Annotated in this window: 16 protein-coding genes and 1 pseudogene; 4 read left to right on the top strand and 13 right to left on the bottom strand. The window is 72.1% G+C overall.

Annotated elements, in window-relative coordinates; all coding sequences use genetic code 11:
- The first annotated feature begins 56 nt into the window (after positions 1–56).
- Positions 57–845 carry an alpha/beta hydrolase gene (locus ACIBAF_RS00860; RefSeq protein ID WP_399460946.1) on the top strand — a complete coding sequence of 263 codons (789 nt, stop codon included), beginning with the start codon at positions 57–59 and terminating at the stop codon, positions 843–845.
- Positions 838–1,509 carry a hypothetical protein gene (locus ACIBAF_RS00865; protein WP_399460947.1) on the top strand — a complete coding sequence of 224 codons (672 nt, stop codon included), beginning with the start codon at positions 838–840 and terminating at the stop codon, positions 1,507–1,509. The genes ACIBAF_RS00860 and ACIBAF_RS00865 overlap by 8 nt, the downstream gene beginning before the upstream one ends.
- Before the next feature lie 330 nt (positions 1,510–1,839).
- On the opposite strand, the gene ACIBAF_RS00870 is transcribed toward ACIBAF_RS00865, so the two are convergent.
- The 6 genes from ACIBAF_RS00870 to ACIBAF_RS00895 form a co-directional block, all read right to left on the bottom strand.
- On the bottom strand, positions 1,840–2,586 hold the full coding sequence (locus ACIBAF_RS00870; RefSeq protein WP_399460948.1) for an endonuclease/exonuclease/phosphatase family protein: 747 nt from the start codon (positions 2,584–2,586) through the stop codon (positions 1,840–1,842).
- Positions 2,587–2,673: 87 nt separating this feature from the next.
- Complete coding sequence (locus ACIBAF_RS00875) at positions 2,674–3,627, bottom strand: ROK family glucokinase (protein WP_319671897.1); 954 nt, start codon at positions 3,625–3,627, stop codon at positions 2,674–2,676.
- Positions 3,628–3,694: 67 nt separating this feature from the next.
- Positions 3,695–4,201 carry a DUF5304 domain-containing protein gene (locus ACIBAF_RS00880; RefSeq protein WP_399460949.1) on the bottom strand — a complete coding sequence of 169 codons (507 nt, stop codon included), beginning with the start codon at positions 4,199–4,201 and terminating at the stop codon, positions 3,695–3,697.
- An 81-nt stretch (positions 4,202–4,282) separates the two neighbouring features.
- The gene (locus ACIBAF_RS00885; protein ID WP_399460950.1) at positions 4,283–5,473 is read right to left on the bottom strand and encodes an ArsA family ATPase; all 1,191 of its coding nucleotides are present in this window, start codon (positions 5,471–5,473) and stop codon (positions 4,283–4,285) included.
- A gap of 170 nt (positions 5,474–5,643) precedes the next feature.
- On the bottom strand, positions 5,644–6,087 hold the full coding sequence (locus ACIBAF_RS00890) for an SRPBCC family protein (RefSeq protein WP_334580846.1): 444 nt from the start codon (positions 6,085–6,087) through the stop codon (positions 5,644–5,646).
- Positions 6,088–6,179: 92 nt separating this feature from the next.
- Complete coding sequence (locus tag ACIBAF_RS00895; protein ID WP_399461321.1) at positions 6,180–6,935, bottom strand: metallophosphoesterase; 756 nt, start codon at positions 6,933–6,935, stop codon at positions 6,180–6,182.
- Between the two features lie 346 nt (positions 6,936–7,281).
- On the opposite strand from ACIBAF_RS00895, the gene ACIBAF_RS00900 reads away from it, so the two are divergent.
- Positions 7,282–9,078, top strand: coding sequence for an AMP-dependent synthetase/ligase (locus ACIBAF_RS00900; protein WP_399460951.1), 1,797 nt, complete (start codon positions 7,282–7,284; stop codon positions 9,076–9,078).
- A 28-nt stretch (positions 9,079–9,106) separates the two neighbouring features.
- Here ACIBAF_RS00900 and ACIBAF_RS00905 read toward each other — a convergent pair whose 3' ends face one another.
- Together ACIBAF_RS00905 and ACIBAF_RS00910 are read right to left on the bottom strand one after the other, a co-directional pair.
- Positions 9,107–10,693, bottom strand: coding sequence for a GMC oxidoreductase (locus ACIBAF_RS00905; RefSeq protein ID WP_399461322.1), 1,587 nt, complete (start codon positions 10,691–10,693; stop codon positions 9,107–9,109).
- 104 nt (positions 10,694–10,797) lie between these two features.
- Positions 10,798–11,940, bottom strand: coding sequence for a glycosyltransferase family 4 protein (locus ACIBAF_RS00910; protein WP_399460952.1), 1,143 nt, complete (start codon positions 11,938–11,940; stop codon positions 10,798–10,800).
- A gap of 78 nt (positions 11,941–12,018) precedes the next feature.
- On the opposite strand from ACIBAF_RS00910, the gene ACIBAF_RS00915 reads away from it, so the two are divergent.
- A complete protein-coding gene (locus ACIBAF_RS00915; RefSeq protein WP_399460953.1) occupies positions 12,019–13,293 on the top strand; it encodes a glycosyltransferase 87 family protein in 1,275 nt (424 codons plus the stop codon).
- A 15-nt stretch (positions 13,294–13,308) separates the two neighbouring features.
- Here the strand turns inward: ACIBAF_RS00915 and ACIBAF_RS00920 are convergent.
- From ACIBAF_RS00920 to ACIBAF_RS00940, 5 genes and pseudogenes are all read right to left on the bottom strand, one after another.
- A pseudogene (locus ACIBAF_RS00920) lies at positions 13,309–13,494 on the bottom strand (MATE family efflux transporter); the annotation flags it as partial.
- A 52-nt stretch (positions 13,495–13,546) separates the two neighbouring features.
- Positions 13,547–14,737 carry a hypothetical protein gene (locus ACIBAF_RS00925; protein WP_399460954.1) on the bottom strand — a complete coding sequence of 397 codons (1,191 nt, stop codon included), beginning with the start codon at positions 14,735–14,737 and terminating at the stop codon, positions 13,547–13,549.
- Positions 14,738–14,776: 39 nt separating this feature from the next.
- Positions 14,777–15,799, bottom strand: coding sequence for an NlpC/P60 family protein (locus ACIBAF_RS00930; protein ID WP_399460955.1), 1,023 nt, complete (start codon positions 15,797–15,799; stop codon positions 14,777–14,779).
- Between the two features lie 246 nt (positions 15,800–16,045).
- A complete protein-coding gene (locus ACIBAF_RS00935) occupies positions 16,046–17,086 on the bottom strand; it encodes an NlpC/P60 family protein (RefSeq protein WP_399460956.1) in 1,041 nt (346 codons plus the stop codon).
- A gap of 212 nt (positions 17,087–17,298) precedes the next feature.
- Positions 17,299–18,642, bottom strand: a complete 1,344-nt coding sequence (locus ACIBAF_RS00940; RefSeq protein ID WP_399460957.1) for an NYN domain-containing protein — start codon at positions 18,640–18,642, stop codon at positions 17,299–17,301.
- Between the last annotated feature and the right edge of the window lie 28 nt (positions 18,643–18,670).

Raw genomic sequence — 18,670 nt, forward strand, 5'->3', positions numbered from 1 at the left:
TACGGTGAAGCACACGTCCCTCCCACGAAGAACAGACGAAGAACAGGAGACCGAAGTTGCCGGTCCTTCCTGGAGCCGAGCCGTACCGCCATGACGGCGGGGAGGTCGGGGTCCTCCTCTGTCACGGTTTCACCGGTTCCCCGCAGTCGCTGCGCCCCTGGGCGCGTCACCTGGCCGGGCAGGGCCTGACCGTCTCGCTGCCCCTGCTGCCGGGGCACGGCACGCGCTGGGAGGACATGGCGCTCACCGGCTGGCAGGACTGGTACGCGGAGGTGGACCGCGAGCTGCGCGCCCTGCGCAACCGCTGCACGCGCGTGTTCGTGGCCGGCCTGTCGATGGGCGCCACGCTGGCCCTGCGGCTGGCCGCGAAGCACGGCGAGGGCACGGGCGGAGTCGAGGGCGTCATCGTCGTCAACCCGTCGAACAAGCTGCACGGCCTGTCCCCGTATGCCCTTCCGGTGGCCCGGCATGTCGTGCGGACGACGAAGGGGATCACCAGCGACATCGCGAAGGAGGGCGTCCTGGAGACCGGTTACGACCGGGTGCCGCTGCACTCGGCGTACTCCCTGCGCACCTTCCTGCGCCTGGTCGACGCCGAGCTGCCACAGGTCACCCAGCCGCTGCTGCTCCTGCACAGCGTGCGCGACCATGTCGTGCCGCCGGCCGACTCGGCCCGGATCCTCAGCCGGGTGTCGTCGACGGACGTGACCGAGATCCTGCTGGAACAGAGCTACCACGTGGCAACGTTGGACCTCGATGCGGACCGGATCTTCGAGGAGAGCTACGCGTTCATCGCCCGGATCGCGCCCAGTGTCGGCAAGGAAGGGACGGCCGTAGGTGGCTGAGCACGACTCCGACCGCGAGGACCGGGAGAACCGGGACGAGCGGGACGGCCGGGAGGGCCAGGAGGGCCGGGAGGGCCGCGAGTCGCAGGAACAGAACGTGCCCTTCGACGAGGACGCCGCGTGGGCGGCGATCGTCGCGGGGTACGGCGAGGAGCCGCCGGACCCGCCGGGGGCGAAGCCGTTCAAGTCGATCGAGGACCTGGCGCTCCTCGAGGTCGGGACGAACGACGAGGAGTCCGGGGCGGACGCCGGCGCCGAGCCCGGCAAAGAGCCCGGCAAAGAGCCCGAGCAGGAGCCTGGCGAGGAGAAGGGGCCGGCCAAGCCGCTGGGCAGCTCGATCGCCTTCGCGCCCGGCGTCGGTCCGCGCGACTACACGGCACCCGAGCCTGCGGAGGAGGACTTCGACGAGGACGACGAGGGTCACTTCGTCCCGCCGGAGCCGCCGCCGCTGCCCGCCGCCGACACCACGGCCAAGTTCGCCTGGCTCGGGGTGATCGGCGGGCCGGTGCTGCTGCTGCTCGCGGTGCTGCTGGGCTGGGAGATGACGTGGTGGCTGTCCACCGTCGGCATCGGCGGCTTCCTCGGCGGGTTCGCCACGCTGGTGATGCGGATGCGGACGGACGACGAGGACGAAGGGGATCCGGGGCGGGGAGCCGTCGTCTGAGGCAGCCGTCGGACGGCGGTCGTCTGACGCGGGGTGTCAGGCGGCAGTCGTCTGACGCGGGGTGTCAGGCGGCGGTTGTCTGACGCGGGGCGGCTGACGCAGGGCGGCTGACGCAGGGCGGACGCAGGGCGGACGCAGGGCGGCTGACGCAGGGCGGCTGACGCAGGGCGGACGCGGGACGGCTGACGCAGGGCGGACGCGGGACGGCTGACGCAGGGCGGACGCGGGACGGCTGACGCGGGACGGCTGACGCGGGACGGCTGACGCGGGACGGCTGACGCGGGACGGCTGACGCGGGACGGCTGACGCGGGACGGCTGACGCGGGGCGGCTAACTGGTGGGGATTCTGAGGGCGGCGAGGACCGGGAGGTGGTCCGTGGCCGTCCTCAAGTCGCTCTCGGCGATGCCCGGCAGGCCGAGGGGCACCCCGCAGCCCAGTACCTCCACGCCCTTCGTCACGAAGATTCCGTCGATGCGGCGGGTCGGTCCGGTGGCCGGGAAGGTGCGCTCGGCGCCCCAGGGGGCGGCGGTGCGGCAGTCCCTCAGGGCGGTGGACAGGCGGGCGAAGGCGCGTCCCTCGGGTCTCTCGTTGATGTCGCCGCCCGCGACCGCGTGCTCCACGCCCATCCCGGCGAGCCGGTCGAGGAGCATGCCGCCCTGGTCGTAGCGCTCGTCCTCGCGGAGGCTGAGGTGGCAGCTGACGACGCCCAGGCGGGCGTCCCCGAAGCGGACCACGGCGGTGGCGAGACCGCGGCGGAACTCACCGGGGGTGAGGGGCAGCAGGACGTCCTCGGTGCGTTCGACGGTCGCCCGGAGCGAGCAGAGGATCGCGGGGCCCGCGGCCGTGCCGCCGCCGGTGAGGATCACCTGGCCGGTGGCTGAGGCGAGGCGGGCCAGTTTCTTGCGCCAGCGGAAGAAGATCGGGGATTCCTGGACGAGGACCAGGTCGGGGGCGCAGGCGGTGATGACGCGGGCGAGGGCGTCGGTGTCGTCCCTCATGGAGCGGATGTTGTAGCTCAGGACGCGGATGACGGCGGAACCGTCGGGCTCGGTGCGGGAGCTGGGGAGCAGCGTCATGGTGATCAATTTACGCCCGATGGCTGGAGGCGCGAGGTTGGTGTGCGGAGCCGCACGTTTGTACAACCCCGCGCCCCTGGGCGGCCGTCACATGATGGGGTCGGGCTCTCTTGCCAGGTCCGCTGCGCCGACCAGGCCTGCCTCGTTGCCGAGTTGGGCGGCGATCACCTCGGCGACCGGGCGCCAGTTGCCGCCGACCAGCCAGCGCTTGTAGGACTTGCGGATCGGGTCGAGGACCAGTTCGCCCTCGTCGGAGAGGCCGCCGCCGACGATGAAGGCGGACGGGTCGAAGAGGGAGGCCAGGTCGGCGAGTCCGGCGCCGGCCCAGCGGGCGAGCTCGCGGTAGGAGTCGACGGCGACCGGGTCGCCCTGGCGAGCGGCCATGGAGATGTGCTTGCCCTCGATGCCCTCGGGGCTGCCGTCGCCCAGGCCGAGCAGCAGCTCGGCGTTCTCCGGGGTGGCGTTGGCGCGCTGCTTGGCGTAGCGGACGAGGGCGCGGCCGGAGGCGTACTGCTCCCAGCAGCCCTGCGAGCCGCAGCCGCACAGCAGGCCGTCCGGCACCATGCGGATGTGGCCGAACTCGGCGGCGACGCCGAAGTGGCCGCGGCGCAGCTTGTTGCCGATGATGATGCCGCCGCCGAGGCCGGTGCCGAGGGTGATGCAGATGACGTTGCGGTGGCCCTTGCCGGCGCCGAACTTGTACTCGCCCCAGGCGGCGGCGTTGGCGTCGTTCTCCACGACGACGGGGAGGCCTACGCGGGCCTCGACCTTCTCCTTCAGCGGCTCGTTGCGCCAGTGGATGTTGGGCGCGAAGTAGACCTCGGAGCGCTGACGGTTGACGTATCCGGCGGCGCCGATGCCGACGCCGACGATCTGGTGCCCGACGCGTGCGCCCTCCACCGCCGAGGCGATGGCGTCCACGATGCCCTCCGGCGTGCCCGGGGTCGGCACCTTGTGGGTCGAGAGGATGTTGCCTTCCTCGTCGACCACGCCGGCCGCGATCTTCGTGCCGCCGATGTCGACGCCGATGGTGAGTCCCATGAATCCCTCAGTTTCGGTCGAGCCCCGCTACGGCCAACCGTACCCGAGGCCCTGCCGTGGGAGGGCCTCAGTCCAAGTCGATGCGCTGGCCGGGACCGGTGTCGTCGCCGCCGTCGCGGCGGGGGTCGTCGCGCGGGTCGTCCGGTCCGGTCGTCCAGCGTCGTTCCTGGGTCTGGACGGCGGAGCGGTACGCGGCGAGGAGCTCGGTGCCGGCCGCCGCGAGGTGGTCGAAGACGTCCGGGTTGCGCTCGATGACGGGTTCCACGGCGGCCTTGGCCTGCTGGACGACCTGGCGGACCACCTGCTGGGCGGCGGGCCCGGCGACCGCTCCGAGGAGCGGGGACTGGATCGACGACAGTTTCTCGCCGACCGCGTCGACGAGCCTGCGCAGTTCCTCGGCGGCCGAGCCCTGGGGCGGGCCGTACTCGGCGCGGCGGCGGGCCTTCTCCGCGGCCAGGTCCTCGGCGGCGGCGGTGGCCCAGGCGTCGGCGTCGCTCGCGCGAGGCCCGTCGTCGGTGTGCTCTGTTCCGGCGGGCTCCCCGGCGGCGTCGGGCGTGGGACGCTCTTCGCTCATGGCGGACTCCTGACGACTCCTGGTGGACGACGCCTGATGACGGCTCGTTCTTACGACGTTACCCGAACGGCGGTACGTCGTTCATCGTGCCGCGGTTCCTCGTGCCTGCGGCCACAGGTCGGGGTCGGGTGCGAACCGCACGCACAGCTCCCCGTCGCGCAGGGCGGCGCCGTCGACGGTGCAGCGGCGCAGGACGGAGGGCAGCGCGACGATGCGGCGGAAGGGGCCGGCGGCGACGACGAGTTCGTCGCCGCGGCGGACGAGGTCGAGGTCATCGCGTATGGCGCCGGGCAGCGGGAGGCGCCAGACGAGCACGCCGTCCTGCGCGAGCCGGTCGGCGACGGGCCACTCGACCGGGGAGGTCGCCGGGTTGACGGCGGGCGCCGCGAGCGCGGTGAGGTCGTCGGCGCCGCGGGGGTCGTGCCCGAGGTGGGCGACGGGCCGCGCCGTCCCGCCCCACTCCCCGAGGGCCTTGTGCTGCTGGGTGACGAGCCTGCCGAGGGGGCCGTCGTCGGCGGCCGTCTCCGGCAGGACGCGGTTGGCGACGAGGGACTCGACGGGCAGGGCGCGCAGGGCGAGGCCGAGCCGGGCGTCGCGGACGGCGTCGGCGCCGGCCGGTCCCGGCTCGGCGACGAGGCGGACGGCGGTGTCGGGGTCGGCGAGGACGGCCTCGACGGCGGCCAGCTCCAGGTCCCAGCGGGCGGTCGTCTCGTACAGCCACTCGGCGGGCATCGGCACGCCGGCGAGCCGGCCGAGCATGGGGCGCAGGGCGCGGGCGGCCTGCCGTTCCGGCGGGAGGAGGCGGCGCAGGTAGCGACGCAGCTCCTCCGGGAGGGCCAGCAGGGCGAGGGCCTGCGGGACGGGCGGCAGGTCGACGACGAGGAGTTCGTGACGGTCCTCGCCGTCGGCGAGGGCGGCGTCGCGCAGGGCGCGCAGGAGGGTGAGCTCCTCGGCGCCGGGGAGGGGGGTGACCTCCTCCGGGTCGAGCCGGGAGGCGCCGAGCAGGTCGAGGACGGTGGCGGCGCGGTCCTGGAAGCCGGCCAGGTCGTCCCGGAAGCCGGCCGCCGCGTCGGGCCGCCAGGCGGTGAGGTGGGGGGTGACCCTGGTGGGGTTCGCTCCGGTGCGCACGCCGAGCGCGGCGCCGAGGGTGTCGGTGCGGTCGGCGCTGAGGACGAGCGTGCGGGTGCCTCCGGCGGCTGCGTGGTGTGCGGTGGCGGCCGCGATCGTCGTACGGCCGCTGCCGCCGGGGCCGGTGATCAGGAGGGTGCGCATGGGGGTGAACGGTACCGGTCGTATCGTCCTGGGGCTGCGCCCCCAGACCCCGCTTCGGCCCTTGAGGGGCCTCGTCCTCAAGCTCCCCCGGAGGGGGCGCCCCCAGACGGGCTGATGGTGCTCGGCCGTGCCCCAAAAGGAACCGAAGAAGGAACCGAAGGCGGAGTCGCCTACTTCTCCCCCGACTCCACGCGCTTCTTCAGGCCTGCCAGGGCTCGGTCGATGATGACCTTCTCGGCCTTGCGCTTGATCATGCCCAGCATGGGGATCTTGACGTCCACGGTCAGCTGGTAGGTGACCTCGGTCGCGCCCGCGCCGGCCGGCTTGAGGAGGTAGGAGCCGTCGAGCTGGCGCAGCATCTGGGACTTCACCAGGGTCCAGGACACCTCGTGCTCACCGGTCCAGGTGTAGCCGAGGACCTGGTCGTCCTTGATGGCGCCGGCGTCCATGACGAGGCGGACCTGCTCGGCGCGGCCGCGCTCGTCCGTCTCGAGGACCTCGGCCTGCTTCACCTCTCCGGTCCAGTCCGGGTAGCGGGCGAAGTCGGCGATCACCGCCATGACGTCGGCCGGTGCCGCCTCGATCGTGATGCTCGAGCTGGTGTGTTCCGCCATCGCGGTGGCTCCTCCAGATGCGGGCCGGTACGTGTACGTGTGTGCAGCGTGAAGGCTACCGCGCGGCCGACCAGCCTCCTTCACCCGGAGTCTCACCACTCCAGCGCCCACGGCTTGCCGCTTCCCGCGAAGTGCCCCACGTTGACGCACTCGGTCGACCCGATGCGCATCCGGCGGGCGAGCGGCTGGTGGACGTGGCCGAAGAGCGAGTAGCGGGGCCGGGTGCGGCGGATGGCGTCCAGCAGGGCGCGGCTGCCCCGTTCGAAGCGGCGCGCCACGGTGTCGTAGACGAGTTCGGGCACCTCGGGCGGGATGTGGGTGCACAGGACGTCGACCTCGCCGACGGCCTCGATCTTCGCGGCGTACTCCTCGTCGCTGATCTCGTACGGGGTGCGCATGGGCGTCTTCAGTCCGCCGCCCACGAAGCCGAAGACGCGGCCGCCGATCTCCACGCGCTCGCCGTCGAGGACGGTCGTGCCCGGTCCGGCGAACTCGGGCCACAGCTGGGGGATGTCGACGTTGCCGTAGGTCGCATACGTCGGAGTGGGGAACGCCGTGAACATCTCGGCGTACTGCTTGCGGACGGCCTTCTCGATGAGTGCGGCCCGGTCGCCGCCGATGCCGCCCCACAGCCGGGCGCCGAGTTCGCGGGCCTCCTCGAAGCGGCGGGCGGTGCGCAGTTCCACGATGAGGTCGGCGTTCTCCTCGCCGAAGAGGTCGGGGAAGATGCCGCGCGAGTGGTCGGCGTAGTCCAGGAACAGCACCAGGTCGCCCAGACAGATCAGCGCGTCCGCGCCCTCCCCGGCCCGGGCCAGGTCGCGCGCGTTGCCGTGCACGTCGCTGACCACGTGAATGCGTGTTCTGTGGTTTCCGGACGGTGTGGATGCCATGGCGATCAAGGGTAGGCGTGTGCGGCATACGTGAACAGTGGCGGCCGGAATACCGGTTACTGGCCAGTCAGTAAAGCGGTGGACTACTGTCAGCCGGGAAACACCAATCTGTGTGACGCAGCGAACATCTCGTCGGACCCCCCTGTCGAAGAGGCCATACCGGCGGGTAACGTCCGGGCAGTCCAGTCGTGCTCTGGATTTCAACCACCGAGATCCACGAGTCCCGAGCACACGCCCGAGCCTTGGACCGCACCGTCGCATCGCACAACGTCGTGGCGCCGGCGCCCTATGAGGAGCAGCAGTCTTGCGCGAGTTCAGCCTTCCGGCTTTGTACGAGGTCCCTGCGGACGGCAATCTGACCGACATCGTCCGCAGAAACGCCGCGCAGCATCCCGACGTCGCCGTCATCGCCCGCAAGGTGGGAGGCGCCTGGCAGGACGTGACGGCCACGGCCTTCCTGGCCGAGGTGCACGCCGCGGCCAAGGGCCTCATCGCCTCCGGCGTGCAGGCCGGCGACCGGGTCGGCCTGATGTCGCGCACCCGCTACGAGTGGACGCTGCTCGACTTCGCGATCTGGTGCGCCGGCGCGGTCACCGTGCCGGTGTACGAGACCAGCTCGCCGGAGCAGGTGCAGTGGATCCTCTCCGACTCGGGGGCGACGGCGATCGTCGTCGAGCTGGACAGCCACGCGGCGGCCGTCGAGTCGGTGCGTGACTCGCTGCCCGCGCTGAAGCACGTGTGGCAGATCGAGGGAGGCGGCGTCGAGGAGCTCGGGCGGCTCGGCCAGGACGTCTCCGACCAGGCCGTCGAGGAGCGCAGCTCGCAGGCCAAGGCCGACGATCCGGCGACCATCGTCTACACGTCCGGCACGACCGGCCGGCCCAAGGGCTGTGTGCTGACGCACCGCAGTTTCTTCGCCGAGTGCGGAAACGTCGTGGAACGCCTGCGGCCGCTGTTCCGCACCGGTGAGTGCAGCGTGCTGCTCTTCCTGCCGCTCGCGCACGTCTTCGGCCGGCTGGTGCAGATCGCCCCGATGATGGCGCCGATCAAGCTGGGCACCGTCCCGGACATCAAGAACCTCACCGACGAGCTGGCGTCCTTCCGGCCGACGCTGATCCTGGGCGTGCCGCGGGTCTTCGAGAAGGTGTACAACAGCGCACGCGCCAAGGCGCAGGCGGACGGCAAGGGCGCGATCTTCGACAAGGCGGCGGACACCGCGATCGCGTACAGCAAGGCGCTGGAGCTCCCGGCGGGCCCGCCGCTCGCTCTGAAGATCAAGCACAAGGTCTTCGACAAGCTGGTCTACAGCAAGCTGCGCGCGGTGCTCGGCGGCAAGGGCGAGTACGCCATCTCCGGCGGAGCCCCGCTGGGCGAGCGCCTCGGTCACTTCTTCCGCGGCATCGGCTTCACCGTGCTGGAGGGCTACGGCCTGACGGAGTCCTGTGCCGCGACGGCGTTCAACCCCTGGGACCGGCAGAAGATCGGCACGGTCGGGCAGCCGCTGCCGGGCTCGGTGGTGCGGATCGCGGACGACGGCGAGGTGCTGCTGCACGGCGAGCACCTGTTCAAGGGGTACTGGAACAACCCGGGCGCGACCGCCGAGGCGCTGGCCGACGGCTGGTTCCACACCGGTGACATCGGCACCCTCGACGAGGACGGCTACCTCCGCATCACCGGCCGCAAGAAGGAGATCATCGTCACCGCGGGCGGCAAGAACGTCGCCCCGGCCGTGATCGAGGACCGCATCCGCGCGCACGCGCTGGTCGCGGAGTGCATGGTGGTGGGCGACGGACGGCCGTTCGTGGGCGCGCTGGTCACCATCGACGAGGAGTTCCTGGGCCGTTGGGCCGCCGACCACGGCAAGCCGACGGATTCGACCGCGGCGTCGCTGCGCGACGATGCCGACCTTCAGGCCGCCATCCAGTCGGCGATCGACGACGGCAACGCCGCGGTCTCGAAGGCGGAATCGGTGCGGAAGTTCCGCATTCTCTCCTCCCAGTTCACGGAGGACTCGGGCCATCTCACGCCGTCGCTGAAGCTCAAGCGCAACGTGGTGGCGAAGGACTACGCGGGCGAGATCGAGGCGATCTACGCCAAGTAGCGGCCCCTGAAAGGCTGCTGACGGAACGTCATGGCGCGGTGTCCTCGGCGAGGACCCGCGCCATGGTGCGTTCGGCGAGCGCGGTGATCGTGACGAACGGGTTCACCCCGATGTTTCCGGGCACCAGCGAGCCGTCGGTGACGTAGAGCCTCGAATACCCCTTCACCCGGCCGTAGTCGTCGGTCGCCTTCCCCAACACGCAGCCGCCGAGCGGGTGGTAGGTGAAGTCGTCGGCGAAGATCTTGTTGCCGGAGCCGAACAGGTCGTACCGGTAGATGGTGGAGTTCGCCGAGTTGATCCGGTCGAACAGTTTCTTCGCCATGCTCACGGAGACGGCGCTCTGCGCGGCGCTCCAGCCGAGCTTCACCCCGCCGGAGGCGGCGTCGTACGTGAACGCCGCCCGCTGCGGGTTCTTGGTGATCGCCAGGTAGAGGCTGACCCAGTGTTCGAGTCCCGTGGGCAGCGGGGCGATCTCCGCGAAGACCGGGTTGGCGGTGTTGGCCCAGTCGTCGATGCCCATGACCGGCATGGTCGACTGGTTGGCGCCGACGGTGTCCCACAGGTGGTTGGCCCGCCCGAGCATGACGTTCCCGTTGGGGCCCCAGCCGGCGCCGACGGATGCGTTCAGCGCGGGCAGTGTGCCCGTGTCCCGCGCCCGGACGAGGAGTTCGCTGGTCCCGAGGCTGCCGCCGCCGAGGAAGAGGTAGGTGCAGCCGTACTGCTTGGTCTCGACGACCTTGCCGGTGACGTCGATGCGGTCGGCGGTCAGGAGGTACGTGCCGTCGCTCGCCCGGCTGATCCCGCGCACCTTCTCCATGGTGTGGATCGTGACGTTGCCGGTGCCGAGCGCTGACGCCAGATACGTCTTGTCGAGGCTGCGTTTGCCGTTGTTGTTGCCGTAGATGACCTCCTGGCCGAGGGCGGACTTGACGGCGGTTCCGGCGGCTTCGCGCTGCATGTAGCCGAAGTCGTAGACGCTGGGCACGAAGGTGGTCTTCAGGCCGGTGTTCGCCGCGTGTTTCCGGGAGACGCGGGTGAACTGGTACCACTCGGTCGACTCGAACCAGGCGGGGTCGACGCTGTTGACGCCGAGCATGGCGCGGGCGCGCGGGAAGTACGTGGAGTACATCTCGCTCGCGTCGACGGTGGGGAACTGCTCGGCGAAGTAGGACTGGAGCGGGGTGACGGCCATCGAGCCGTTGACCAGGGAGCCGCCGCCGACGCCGCGGCCCACGAAGACGGACATGTCGCCGAAGTGCACCCGGTCCAGGACGCCGGGGTAGAGGCTGATGTCCTTGTTGACGACGTCCAGCCACAGGAAGGTGGCCAGGGGCGCTTCGGTGCGGGTGCGGAACCACATGGACCGCTGGTCGGGGTTGGCGGTGTTGCAGAAGACCTTGCCGTCGGCGCCGGCGGTGTTCCACAGCCGGCCCATCTCCAGGACGAGGGTGCGGATGCCGGCCTGGCCGAGGCGCAGGGCGGCGACCGCGGCGCCGTAGCCGGAGCCGACGACGATGGCGGGGGCGGATTCGACGGCGGCGGGCTCGGCCGCCTGGGCGGACTGGAGTCCTACGCGGGTGAAGCCGAGGGCAGCCGCCGTCTGGAGGGCGGCCATACCAAGGATTTGACGTCTCGTCAGCTGACGCTGCATCAGTTTGGCTGTCATGTGCGCAGCATCAGCGGATTTTCACCCTCCGCCTAGAGCAAAAGGAGAAAAGTCTAGAGCAATGTTCTCAGCTTCTCCGCGAGCAGGTCCCAGCGCCACTTCTCCTCGACCCACTGCCGCCCCCGCTCCCCCATCCGGCGGCGCAGTTCGGCGTCCCCGAGCAGCACGACGATCCGCTCGGCGGCCTCGGCGGGCGAGCCGCCCCGCACGACCCACCCCGTCTCCCCGTCGAGCACGGCGTCGGGCGCGCCTCCGGAGTCCCCGGCGACGACCGGCAGCCCGGTCGCCGAGGCCTCCAGGTAGACGATCCCGAGGCCCTCGACGTCCAGTCCGCCCCGCCGCGTCCGGCACGGCATCGCGAAGACGTCCCCGGCGCCGTAGTGCGCGGGCAGCTGCGACCAGGGCACGGACCCGGTGAACCGCACGGAGTCCGCCACCCCCGTCTCGTGCGCGAGCCTGCGCAGGTCCTTGTCGTACGGGCCGCCGCCGACGATCAGCAGGACCGTCTCGGGCTCGGCCGCCAGGATCCGGGGCATGGCGAGGATCAGCGTGTCCTGCCCCTTGCGCGGCACCAGCCGTGAGACGCACACGACCACCGGCCGGTCGGTCAGCCCGAGCCGCGCCCGCACCTCGTCGCCGCCCGAGCCCGGGTGGAAGGTCTTCTCGTCGACGCCCGGCGGCAGCTGCACCATCCGGCCGGCCGCCTCGGCGCTCAGCGCGGCCGCTATCCGCGAACGCGTGTACTCGCCGAGGTAGGTGATCGTGTCCGTGGCCTCGCCGATCCGGCCGAGAAGCTGCCGGGAGGCGGGCAGCTGCGCCCATCCGGCCTCATGCCCGTGCGTCGTCGCCACCAGCCGCTCGGCGCCCGCCCTGCGCAGCGCCGGCGCCATCAGCCCGAGCGGCGCGGCCGCCCCGAACCACACCGACGTGCACCCGTGCTCGCGCAGCAGCCCGACGGCCCGCCGACTCGCCCCGGGCGTCGGCAGCAGCATCGTCGTGGAATCCCGTACGACGGTGAAGGGCTGCTCGGCGTCGAAGGCGGCCATCGCCTCGACGCCCTCGCGCGAGCGCTTCCAGGTGGAGGCGTAGACGACGAGACGGTCCGGGTCGAGCCGGAGCGCCATGTTGTGCAGGAACGCCTGGATACCGCCCGGGCGGGGCGGAAAGTCGTTCGTCACGATCAGGGTCTTGTGCATCGCAGCCGACCTTATCCAAACGCCGTTCACAGCTGCGCGGGGCGGCGGCTCACAGGCCGGCGGGAGATCATGTGCGCCATGGAGACGACGGACGCGACGCGGCCCCTGACGGGTCTGCTGACGACCTGGGGCGTGACCCGGCTCGCCCTGCTGCTCTGCGTCTTCAAGGTGTTCCTCTTCCCCGGCCCGGACGTCACCGTCGACGTCTCGGTCATCTACCAGGGCTGGTACGACGTCCTGCGCACCGGCGCGTTCCCGGCGGCCGACGTCACCTGGCAGTATCCGCCCGCCGCCGCCCTCGCGATCCTCTCCCCCGCGCTGCTGCCCTTCCTCGACTACGCGTCGGCCTTCTTCGTCCTGGCCTTCCTCGCCGACCTGGCCGTCCTCATGCTGCTGCTGAACTCGGGGCTGCGCCCCGGCCGGTCCGTGCGCGGCGCCTGGCTGTGGGCGGCGGGCCTCCCGCTGCTCGGCCCCACCGTCTACTCCCGCTACGACGTGATGGTCACGGCGGTCGCGGTCGCCGCGCTGCTCGCCGGCGCCCGCCACCCCCGGACGATGGGCGCGCTGACGGGCTTCGCGGCGCTGCTGAAGGTGTGGCCGGTGCTGCTGCTGGCGGGCGCGGTGCGCAAGCGGGCGTGGGGCGCGGCGGCGGTGACCGTCGGCGCTCTGGCCGCCCTGTTCGCCCTCGCCATGCCCGGCGCCTTCGCGTTCCTCACCTTCCAGCGCGACCGGGGCACCGAGGTGGAGTCGCTGGGCGCCCTCGCCCTCCATGCGGCCCGGCAGTTCGGCTGGCGGGGCGAGGTGCTGCTCCACTACGGCTCACTGGAGTTTCTCGGCCCGTACGTGGACGTCGTCAGCGAAATGTCCCTGGGGCTGACCGCGGTCGCGTTCGGGTGGCTGCTGCTGTGGCGGCTGACGGCGCGACGCCTCGCCGCGCACACCCTCGCGGAGGCGGCCTTCACGGCGGTCCTGTCGTTCACGGTGACCAGCCGGGTGATCAGCCCGCAGTACCTGATCTGGCTGGTCGGCCTCGCGGCGGTCTGCCTGTGCTTCCGCGACAGCCGGATGACCGTGCCCGCCGCCCTGGTCCTGGCCGCGTGCTGCGTGACGGTCCTGGAGTTCCCGGTCTTCTTCGCGGACGTCGTGACGAGCACCCCCTTCGGCGTCACCCTCATGGTCCTGCGCAACGGCCTCCTGGTCGCCGCCACGCTCACCGCGGCCGTACGCCTCTGGCGCTCGACGGCGCCGAGGCCCGCCGCCCCCGTCCCCGACACCGCCCCTGTCCCCGATACCGCCGCCGACCCCGTCTCCGATCAGGCCGCCCGCGCCGGCGAGCCCGCCGTCTCCCCCTGACGCTCCCGCCACGCCCGCCGGCGCCAGACACACCCCCGGCAGCCCGAGCCCCGACAGCCCGTATCCCAGCGGCAGTCGGACGGCCGTGCCGAGCAGGGGCACCCGCAGCAGCACCGGTGCTCCCCCGCTTCCCTCGAAGACCGCGCCCAGCGCGATGCGGGCCACGCCGGGCCCGGCGCCGAAGGCGGCCATGATCCAGGGGGGCGGGCGAGGCGGAGCGGGCGTGGCTCAGGGAGGCCGTCGATGTACTGAGTCAGCCGAGCTGAGAGCGCAGATACGCCTGCCAGTCCGCCGTGAACTGCGGCAGGGTCGTGCCCAGCACGCTCTGCAGCGCGCCCTCCACCGCCCCCGGCCGCTTCTCGTGCTCGCCCACGGCCCGGTAGAACGCGTCCAGCTTCACCTCACCCCAGCGCCCGGCGATCATCCGGCAGGCCAGCCAGCCGCCCTCGTACGCCGCGGCCAGCCGGCTCGCGTCGCCGGAGAAGCCGAAGTCCCCGTCGGTGGGCAGCGCCGCCGGGACGGTCCCGCCGGTGACCGTGTGCTGGAGCTCCGGGGCGGCCTCGGCGGGGGTGCGGCCGGTGTCGCGGTAGCCGACCCAGTCGGCGTAGCCCTCGGACAGCCACAGCGGGGTGGCGGCGTTGGTGTGGGAGCGGGTGGCGACATGGGCGGTCTCGTGGGTGAGGACCACCTGCCGGCCGACGCGGCCGAGCATGCCGTACGCGTCGGGATTGACGATCACCCGGTCCGCGGGCGCCTTCGGCCCGCCGCCCGTCTCGCCCGTCGTCACCGCGGCGATCCCCCGGTAGGAGGAGGCGGGCGAGCCGAGCAGCCTCGCCATGCCGTCCAGCGAGTGCGGCACGAGGACGACGACGCGCCCGGCCCAGTCGGTGCCCCAGGCCGCCGACACCGCCGGGACGGCGTCGTCGGCCAGGTCCGCGAACGACCGCAGCCGCTCGCCGGCCTGCCCGACCCCCAGCACGAGGCTGTGCTCGCCCCGGACGACGTTCACCGTGCCCTGGTCCCACAGCTGTTCGCCGGTCTTCTTCGCGGGCTTCTCCGAGGTGACCGACCACCGGCCGTCCGCGCCTCGGATCAGGCCCAGGGTGCGGGGCGTGGTCACCGGGGCCTTGTCGTAGCCGTCGACCCGGTAGCTCAGCTCGGCGTCGGCGGTGGCCGAGTCGCCGTCCCGGTGGACGGCCGTCACGCGGTACGACCAGGCCGCGAGCGGGACGGCCCGCACGGCGGCGTACCCGGCCGCGGCGCCGGTGGCCGCGTAGGCGCTCGCGTCATGGCCGAGGACCGCGGCGGCCCGCCGGTCGAGGACCCGCTGCACGTCGGCCCGCACGCTGTCCGTCGTCGGGCGCCCGCCGCAGGCGACGAGCGAGACGAGCAGCAGACAGAGCCCCAGGACCCCGGATCCGCGCGCCCGCCTTCGACCAGCCATTCTCCCGATCGTACGGCGGCGGCCCCGCTCGGGCTGCGGTCAGGGCCTGGTGACGGACGAGACCGGCATCATCCCGACCGGGTCGTAGCGCACCGGCGCGCCCGGATAGGGGGCGTGGATGACCTGGCCGTTGCCGACGTACATGCCGACATGGCTGGCGTCGGAGCGGTAGGTGACGATGTCGCCGGGCTGGGCCTGGGACAGCGGGATGCGTCGGCCGGCGTGCGCCTGGGCCTGCGAGGTGCGCGGCAGGGAGACGCCGGCCTGCGCGTACGACCACTGCATGAGGCCCGAACAGTCGAAGCCGGAGGGGCCGTTGGCGCCCCACACGTACGGCTTGCCGAGCGCGGAGCGGACGGCGGCCAGGGCGGCGGCCGCACGGCCGGACGCCGGGACGGCGCCCGCGAAGTCGGGCAGGTCCTCGCGGCCGGAGCGGGAGGCCCGGTCGTACGCGGCACGGTCCGCGGACGGCAGTGAGTTGAGCAACTGCCGCGCCCTGGCGAGCTTCTGCTCCACGGTCCGCTTGTGACTCGCCACCGCCTTGCGGCTCTTGTCCAGCTCGGTGAGCTTGGCGGCGGCCTCGGCGCGCTCCTGGGTGAGCTCGCGCATGGCGCCCTGGAGTTCCTTGAGTTCACCGGCCTGGTGGGCGGTGATGCGGTCCAGGACGGACGCCTTGTCGAGGTAGTCCTCCGGGTCGTCGGAGAACAGCAGCGCCACGGAGGGGTCGAGGCCGCCGGAGCGGTACTGGGCGCCGGCCAGCGAACCGAGCTGCTCGCGCAGGCCGTTGATGCGGGCCTGCTGCCGCGCGATGTGGTCCTGGGCCTCGCCGACCTGCTTGCGCAGGGTGTCGGCGCGTTCGTCGGCCTTGTTGTAGGCCTCGGTGGCCTTCTCCGCCTCCTCGAAGAGACGGTCCACCTCGGCGCGGGTGCCGTCGTGGGGCGCGGCCGTGGCCGGCGCGGCGGAGACGGCGCCGAGTGCGGCGGCCGCGAGGGACAGCACGCTCAGGGCGCTGAGGGCGCCCCGGTCGAACCCGGACTGTGCAAGGCGGCGATGGGACCCCACGGGAAGCCGCGCTCCTTCCACTGGTGGACAGGGAAACGCGGCCGACAGTAGCCCCGCGGGAGGGGGCCGACCAAAGACCTCGGTGGGCACGCACAGTGACGCCCCGCCGCTGACGCAGGTCACCGGCGGGGCGTGGGGTCACTTCTCGTCGTCATGATTCGCCCGTTCGGGCGGCGTGGTGTCCTGATCTTGAGGTTGATCAGATCCCGATCCCGGGACGAGTCTGATCCCGATCCCGGGACGGGGTCAGACCCGGACGCCGAACATGAACGGGCCGCCGATGGTGCTCATCGACTCGTAGCGCACGACGGTTCCGGTGCGCGGGGCGTGGATGATCTGGCCGTTGCCCGCGTACAGACCGACGTGGTGCAGGTCGTTGAAGAAGAACACCAGGTCGCCGACCTTGAGGTCGCTCTGCGAGTAGATGCGCGTGCCGATGGTGGCCTGCGACTCCGAGGTCCGCGGGATGCCGACGCCGGCCTGCGCGTAGGCCCAGGAGGTGAGGCCCGAGCAGTCGTACATGGCGGTGCCGGTGGAGCCGTAGTGGTACGGCTTGCCGAGCTGGCTCTGCGCGGCCTGGAAGGCGGCCATGGCCCGGCCGGAGCCGACGGGGGCGTCGCCGAGGTCGACACGTCCGCCGGAGTCCCGGCTGGCGCGGGCGTCGGCGGCGGCGAGGTCGGCCTTCTCCTTGGCCGTCAGCGTGTTGAGGAGCTTGCGCGCCTCGGCGAGCTTGGCCTGGACTTCCTTCTTGTTCTTGCCCAGCGCGGCACGGGTGGTGGCGAGGTCCTTGAGCTTGGCGGAGGCCTCGGTCCGCTCCTGCGCGAGCTCGCGCTGCTTCTCCTGGATCTTCTTCAGCGCCTCGACCTGCTGGGCGCTCAACTGGTCGGCGGCCGAGGCCTTGTCCAGGAAGTCGTCCGGGTTCGAGGAGAGGAGAAGCTGCAGGGAGGAGTCTATGGACCCGGTGCGGTACTGGGCGGCGGCGGCCAGGCCCATGGAGTCGCGCAGCTCGTTGAGATCCGCCTGCCCCCGGGCCACGTTGTCCTGGATGGTGGAGATCTCCTTCTGGAGCTTCTCCTGCTTCTCCTGGGCGCCGTTCAACGCCTCGGTGGCCTGCTCCGCCTCTTCGTAGAGCTTGTCGACCTTGCTCTTGACCTCGTCCTTGGAGAGCTTCTCGCTGGGCGCCGCGTTGGCGGCCTGGGAGCTCAGCACGACGGCAGCGGCGGCTGCGGTGGTCAGCACGGTCACGCGCGCGCGACTGGGCTGCTTCGGTCGACGGTGGGACGCCACGGAGACGGGCTCCTTCTTTTGAGTGATCACCCGTGTGGAGGTTCGAGCACCAGACCTTAGTGACCTCGCCGTGATCAGTTCAAATCCTCAGGCGAAAAAATCCCATCACGCAACGCAGTTTTTTCGCATAACTCACGTGCAGTGATGCGCGATTGACACTACGTTGCGTGACGATAGCGTCAATTCGGTCATTAAACCTGCAACTTCGACCTTCAGGACAGTCGCTTCAGAAGTACCGCGGAAGCCACCGGCCGGGCGCCCGCCTTGGCGATCCCGTCAGCCACCTCGCGGTCGGTCGAGGCCACGATGACCGGCCGGCCGGGCGGCTCGGCCCGCACCAGCTGGCGGATCAGCTCGTCGGCCGTGACCCCCGGTTTGGAGAACAGCACCCGCACCCCGCGCGGCGGCGCCAGCAGCACCGGAGCGGCGAGTTCGGCCCCGTCGAAGACACAGGTGACCTCGGCGCCGGTCTGCGCGGCGAGCTGCGAGAGCTGCCCGAGCAGCCGCAGCCGCTGCTTCTCCAGGGGCATCTGCGGATAGCCGGTCTTGGTGACGTTGTAGCCGTCGACGACGAGATGCGCCTGGGGCAGCGCGAGGAGCTGGTCGAGAATGGCCGGATCGTGCTCGGACAGGGCGCGGGCGGCGATGTCCTTCGGGGTCATCCGCCCCGGTTCGACCGCGTCCACGGTCTCCGCCGGCCGCACCGACACCGGCGGCAACGCCAGTTCCCGGCGCAGCCCCTGGGCCGCGTCCAGCACGGTGTCCAGCAGCAGCCGCACCCGCATGTCCTCGACGCTGCGGCCCTCGCGCGCCGCCCGCCGGGTGGCCTCCAGGGTGGCCTCCACCTCGCCGAGCCGCCCCTTCAGCCGCCGGCTCTCGCTCTCCGCGGCGGACACCTGGGTCTGCGCCTCGGCACGCACCGTCTCCATCTCACCCTGCACCTTGCGCAGCGCGGCCTCGCCGCGCTTGACGTCGCTGAGGGCCGAGCGGAGCTTTCGGTGCAGCGACTCGGCCTCCTTCTTCGCCGCGTCCAGGTCGGCGCGCAGCCGCTCGGTGTCCGCCCGGGTCTGCTCACGGGCCCGGTCGAGCTCCTCGCGCAGCCGCTCCAGCTCGGCCCGGCTCTCCTCGTCGGCGCGTTCGGCGTCGGCCCGCAGGGCCTCCTCGCCGGCCGCGGTGACCAGCTTCACCCAGCCGGTGGGCCGCAGCACATAGGCCGCGGCCGCCACGTCGAGCGGGTCCGCGGCCGGGGTCGGCGAGCCGGAGTCGAGCGCGCCGGACAGTTCCGGCTGGGCCTCTCTGTACTTCTCGGCGATGCGTTGCCGGAACAGCGGATCGGTCTCCAGTGCGGCGGCCATCGCGTTGCCCGCGAACTTGGCCCGCCGGTTCGGGGCGAACCGGGCGTACTGCCGCAACTGGGCGGGCAGCTCGCCGACGGTCAGCCCGCCGAAGCCGTCGGAGACGATCGTGACGACTCTGCGCCGCACGCCGTCCGGCAGCGGACGGTCGAGCATCTCGGCGGCGCCGTCGCCCGGCCCCCCGCCTGCGCTCTCCACCATCCGTCACACCCCAATACCTGTGCGGGCC

It is taken from the genome of Streptomyces sp. NPDC051677, assembly GCF_044453465.1.
Classification (GTDB): Bacteria; Actinomycetota; Actinomycetes; order Streptomycetales; family Streptomycetaceae; genus Streptomyces.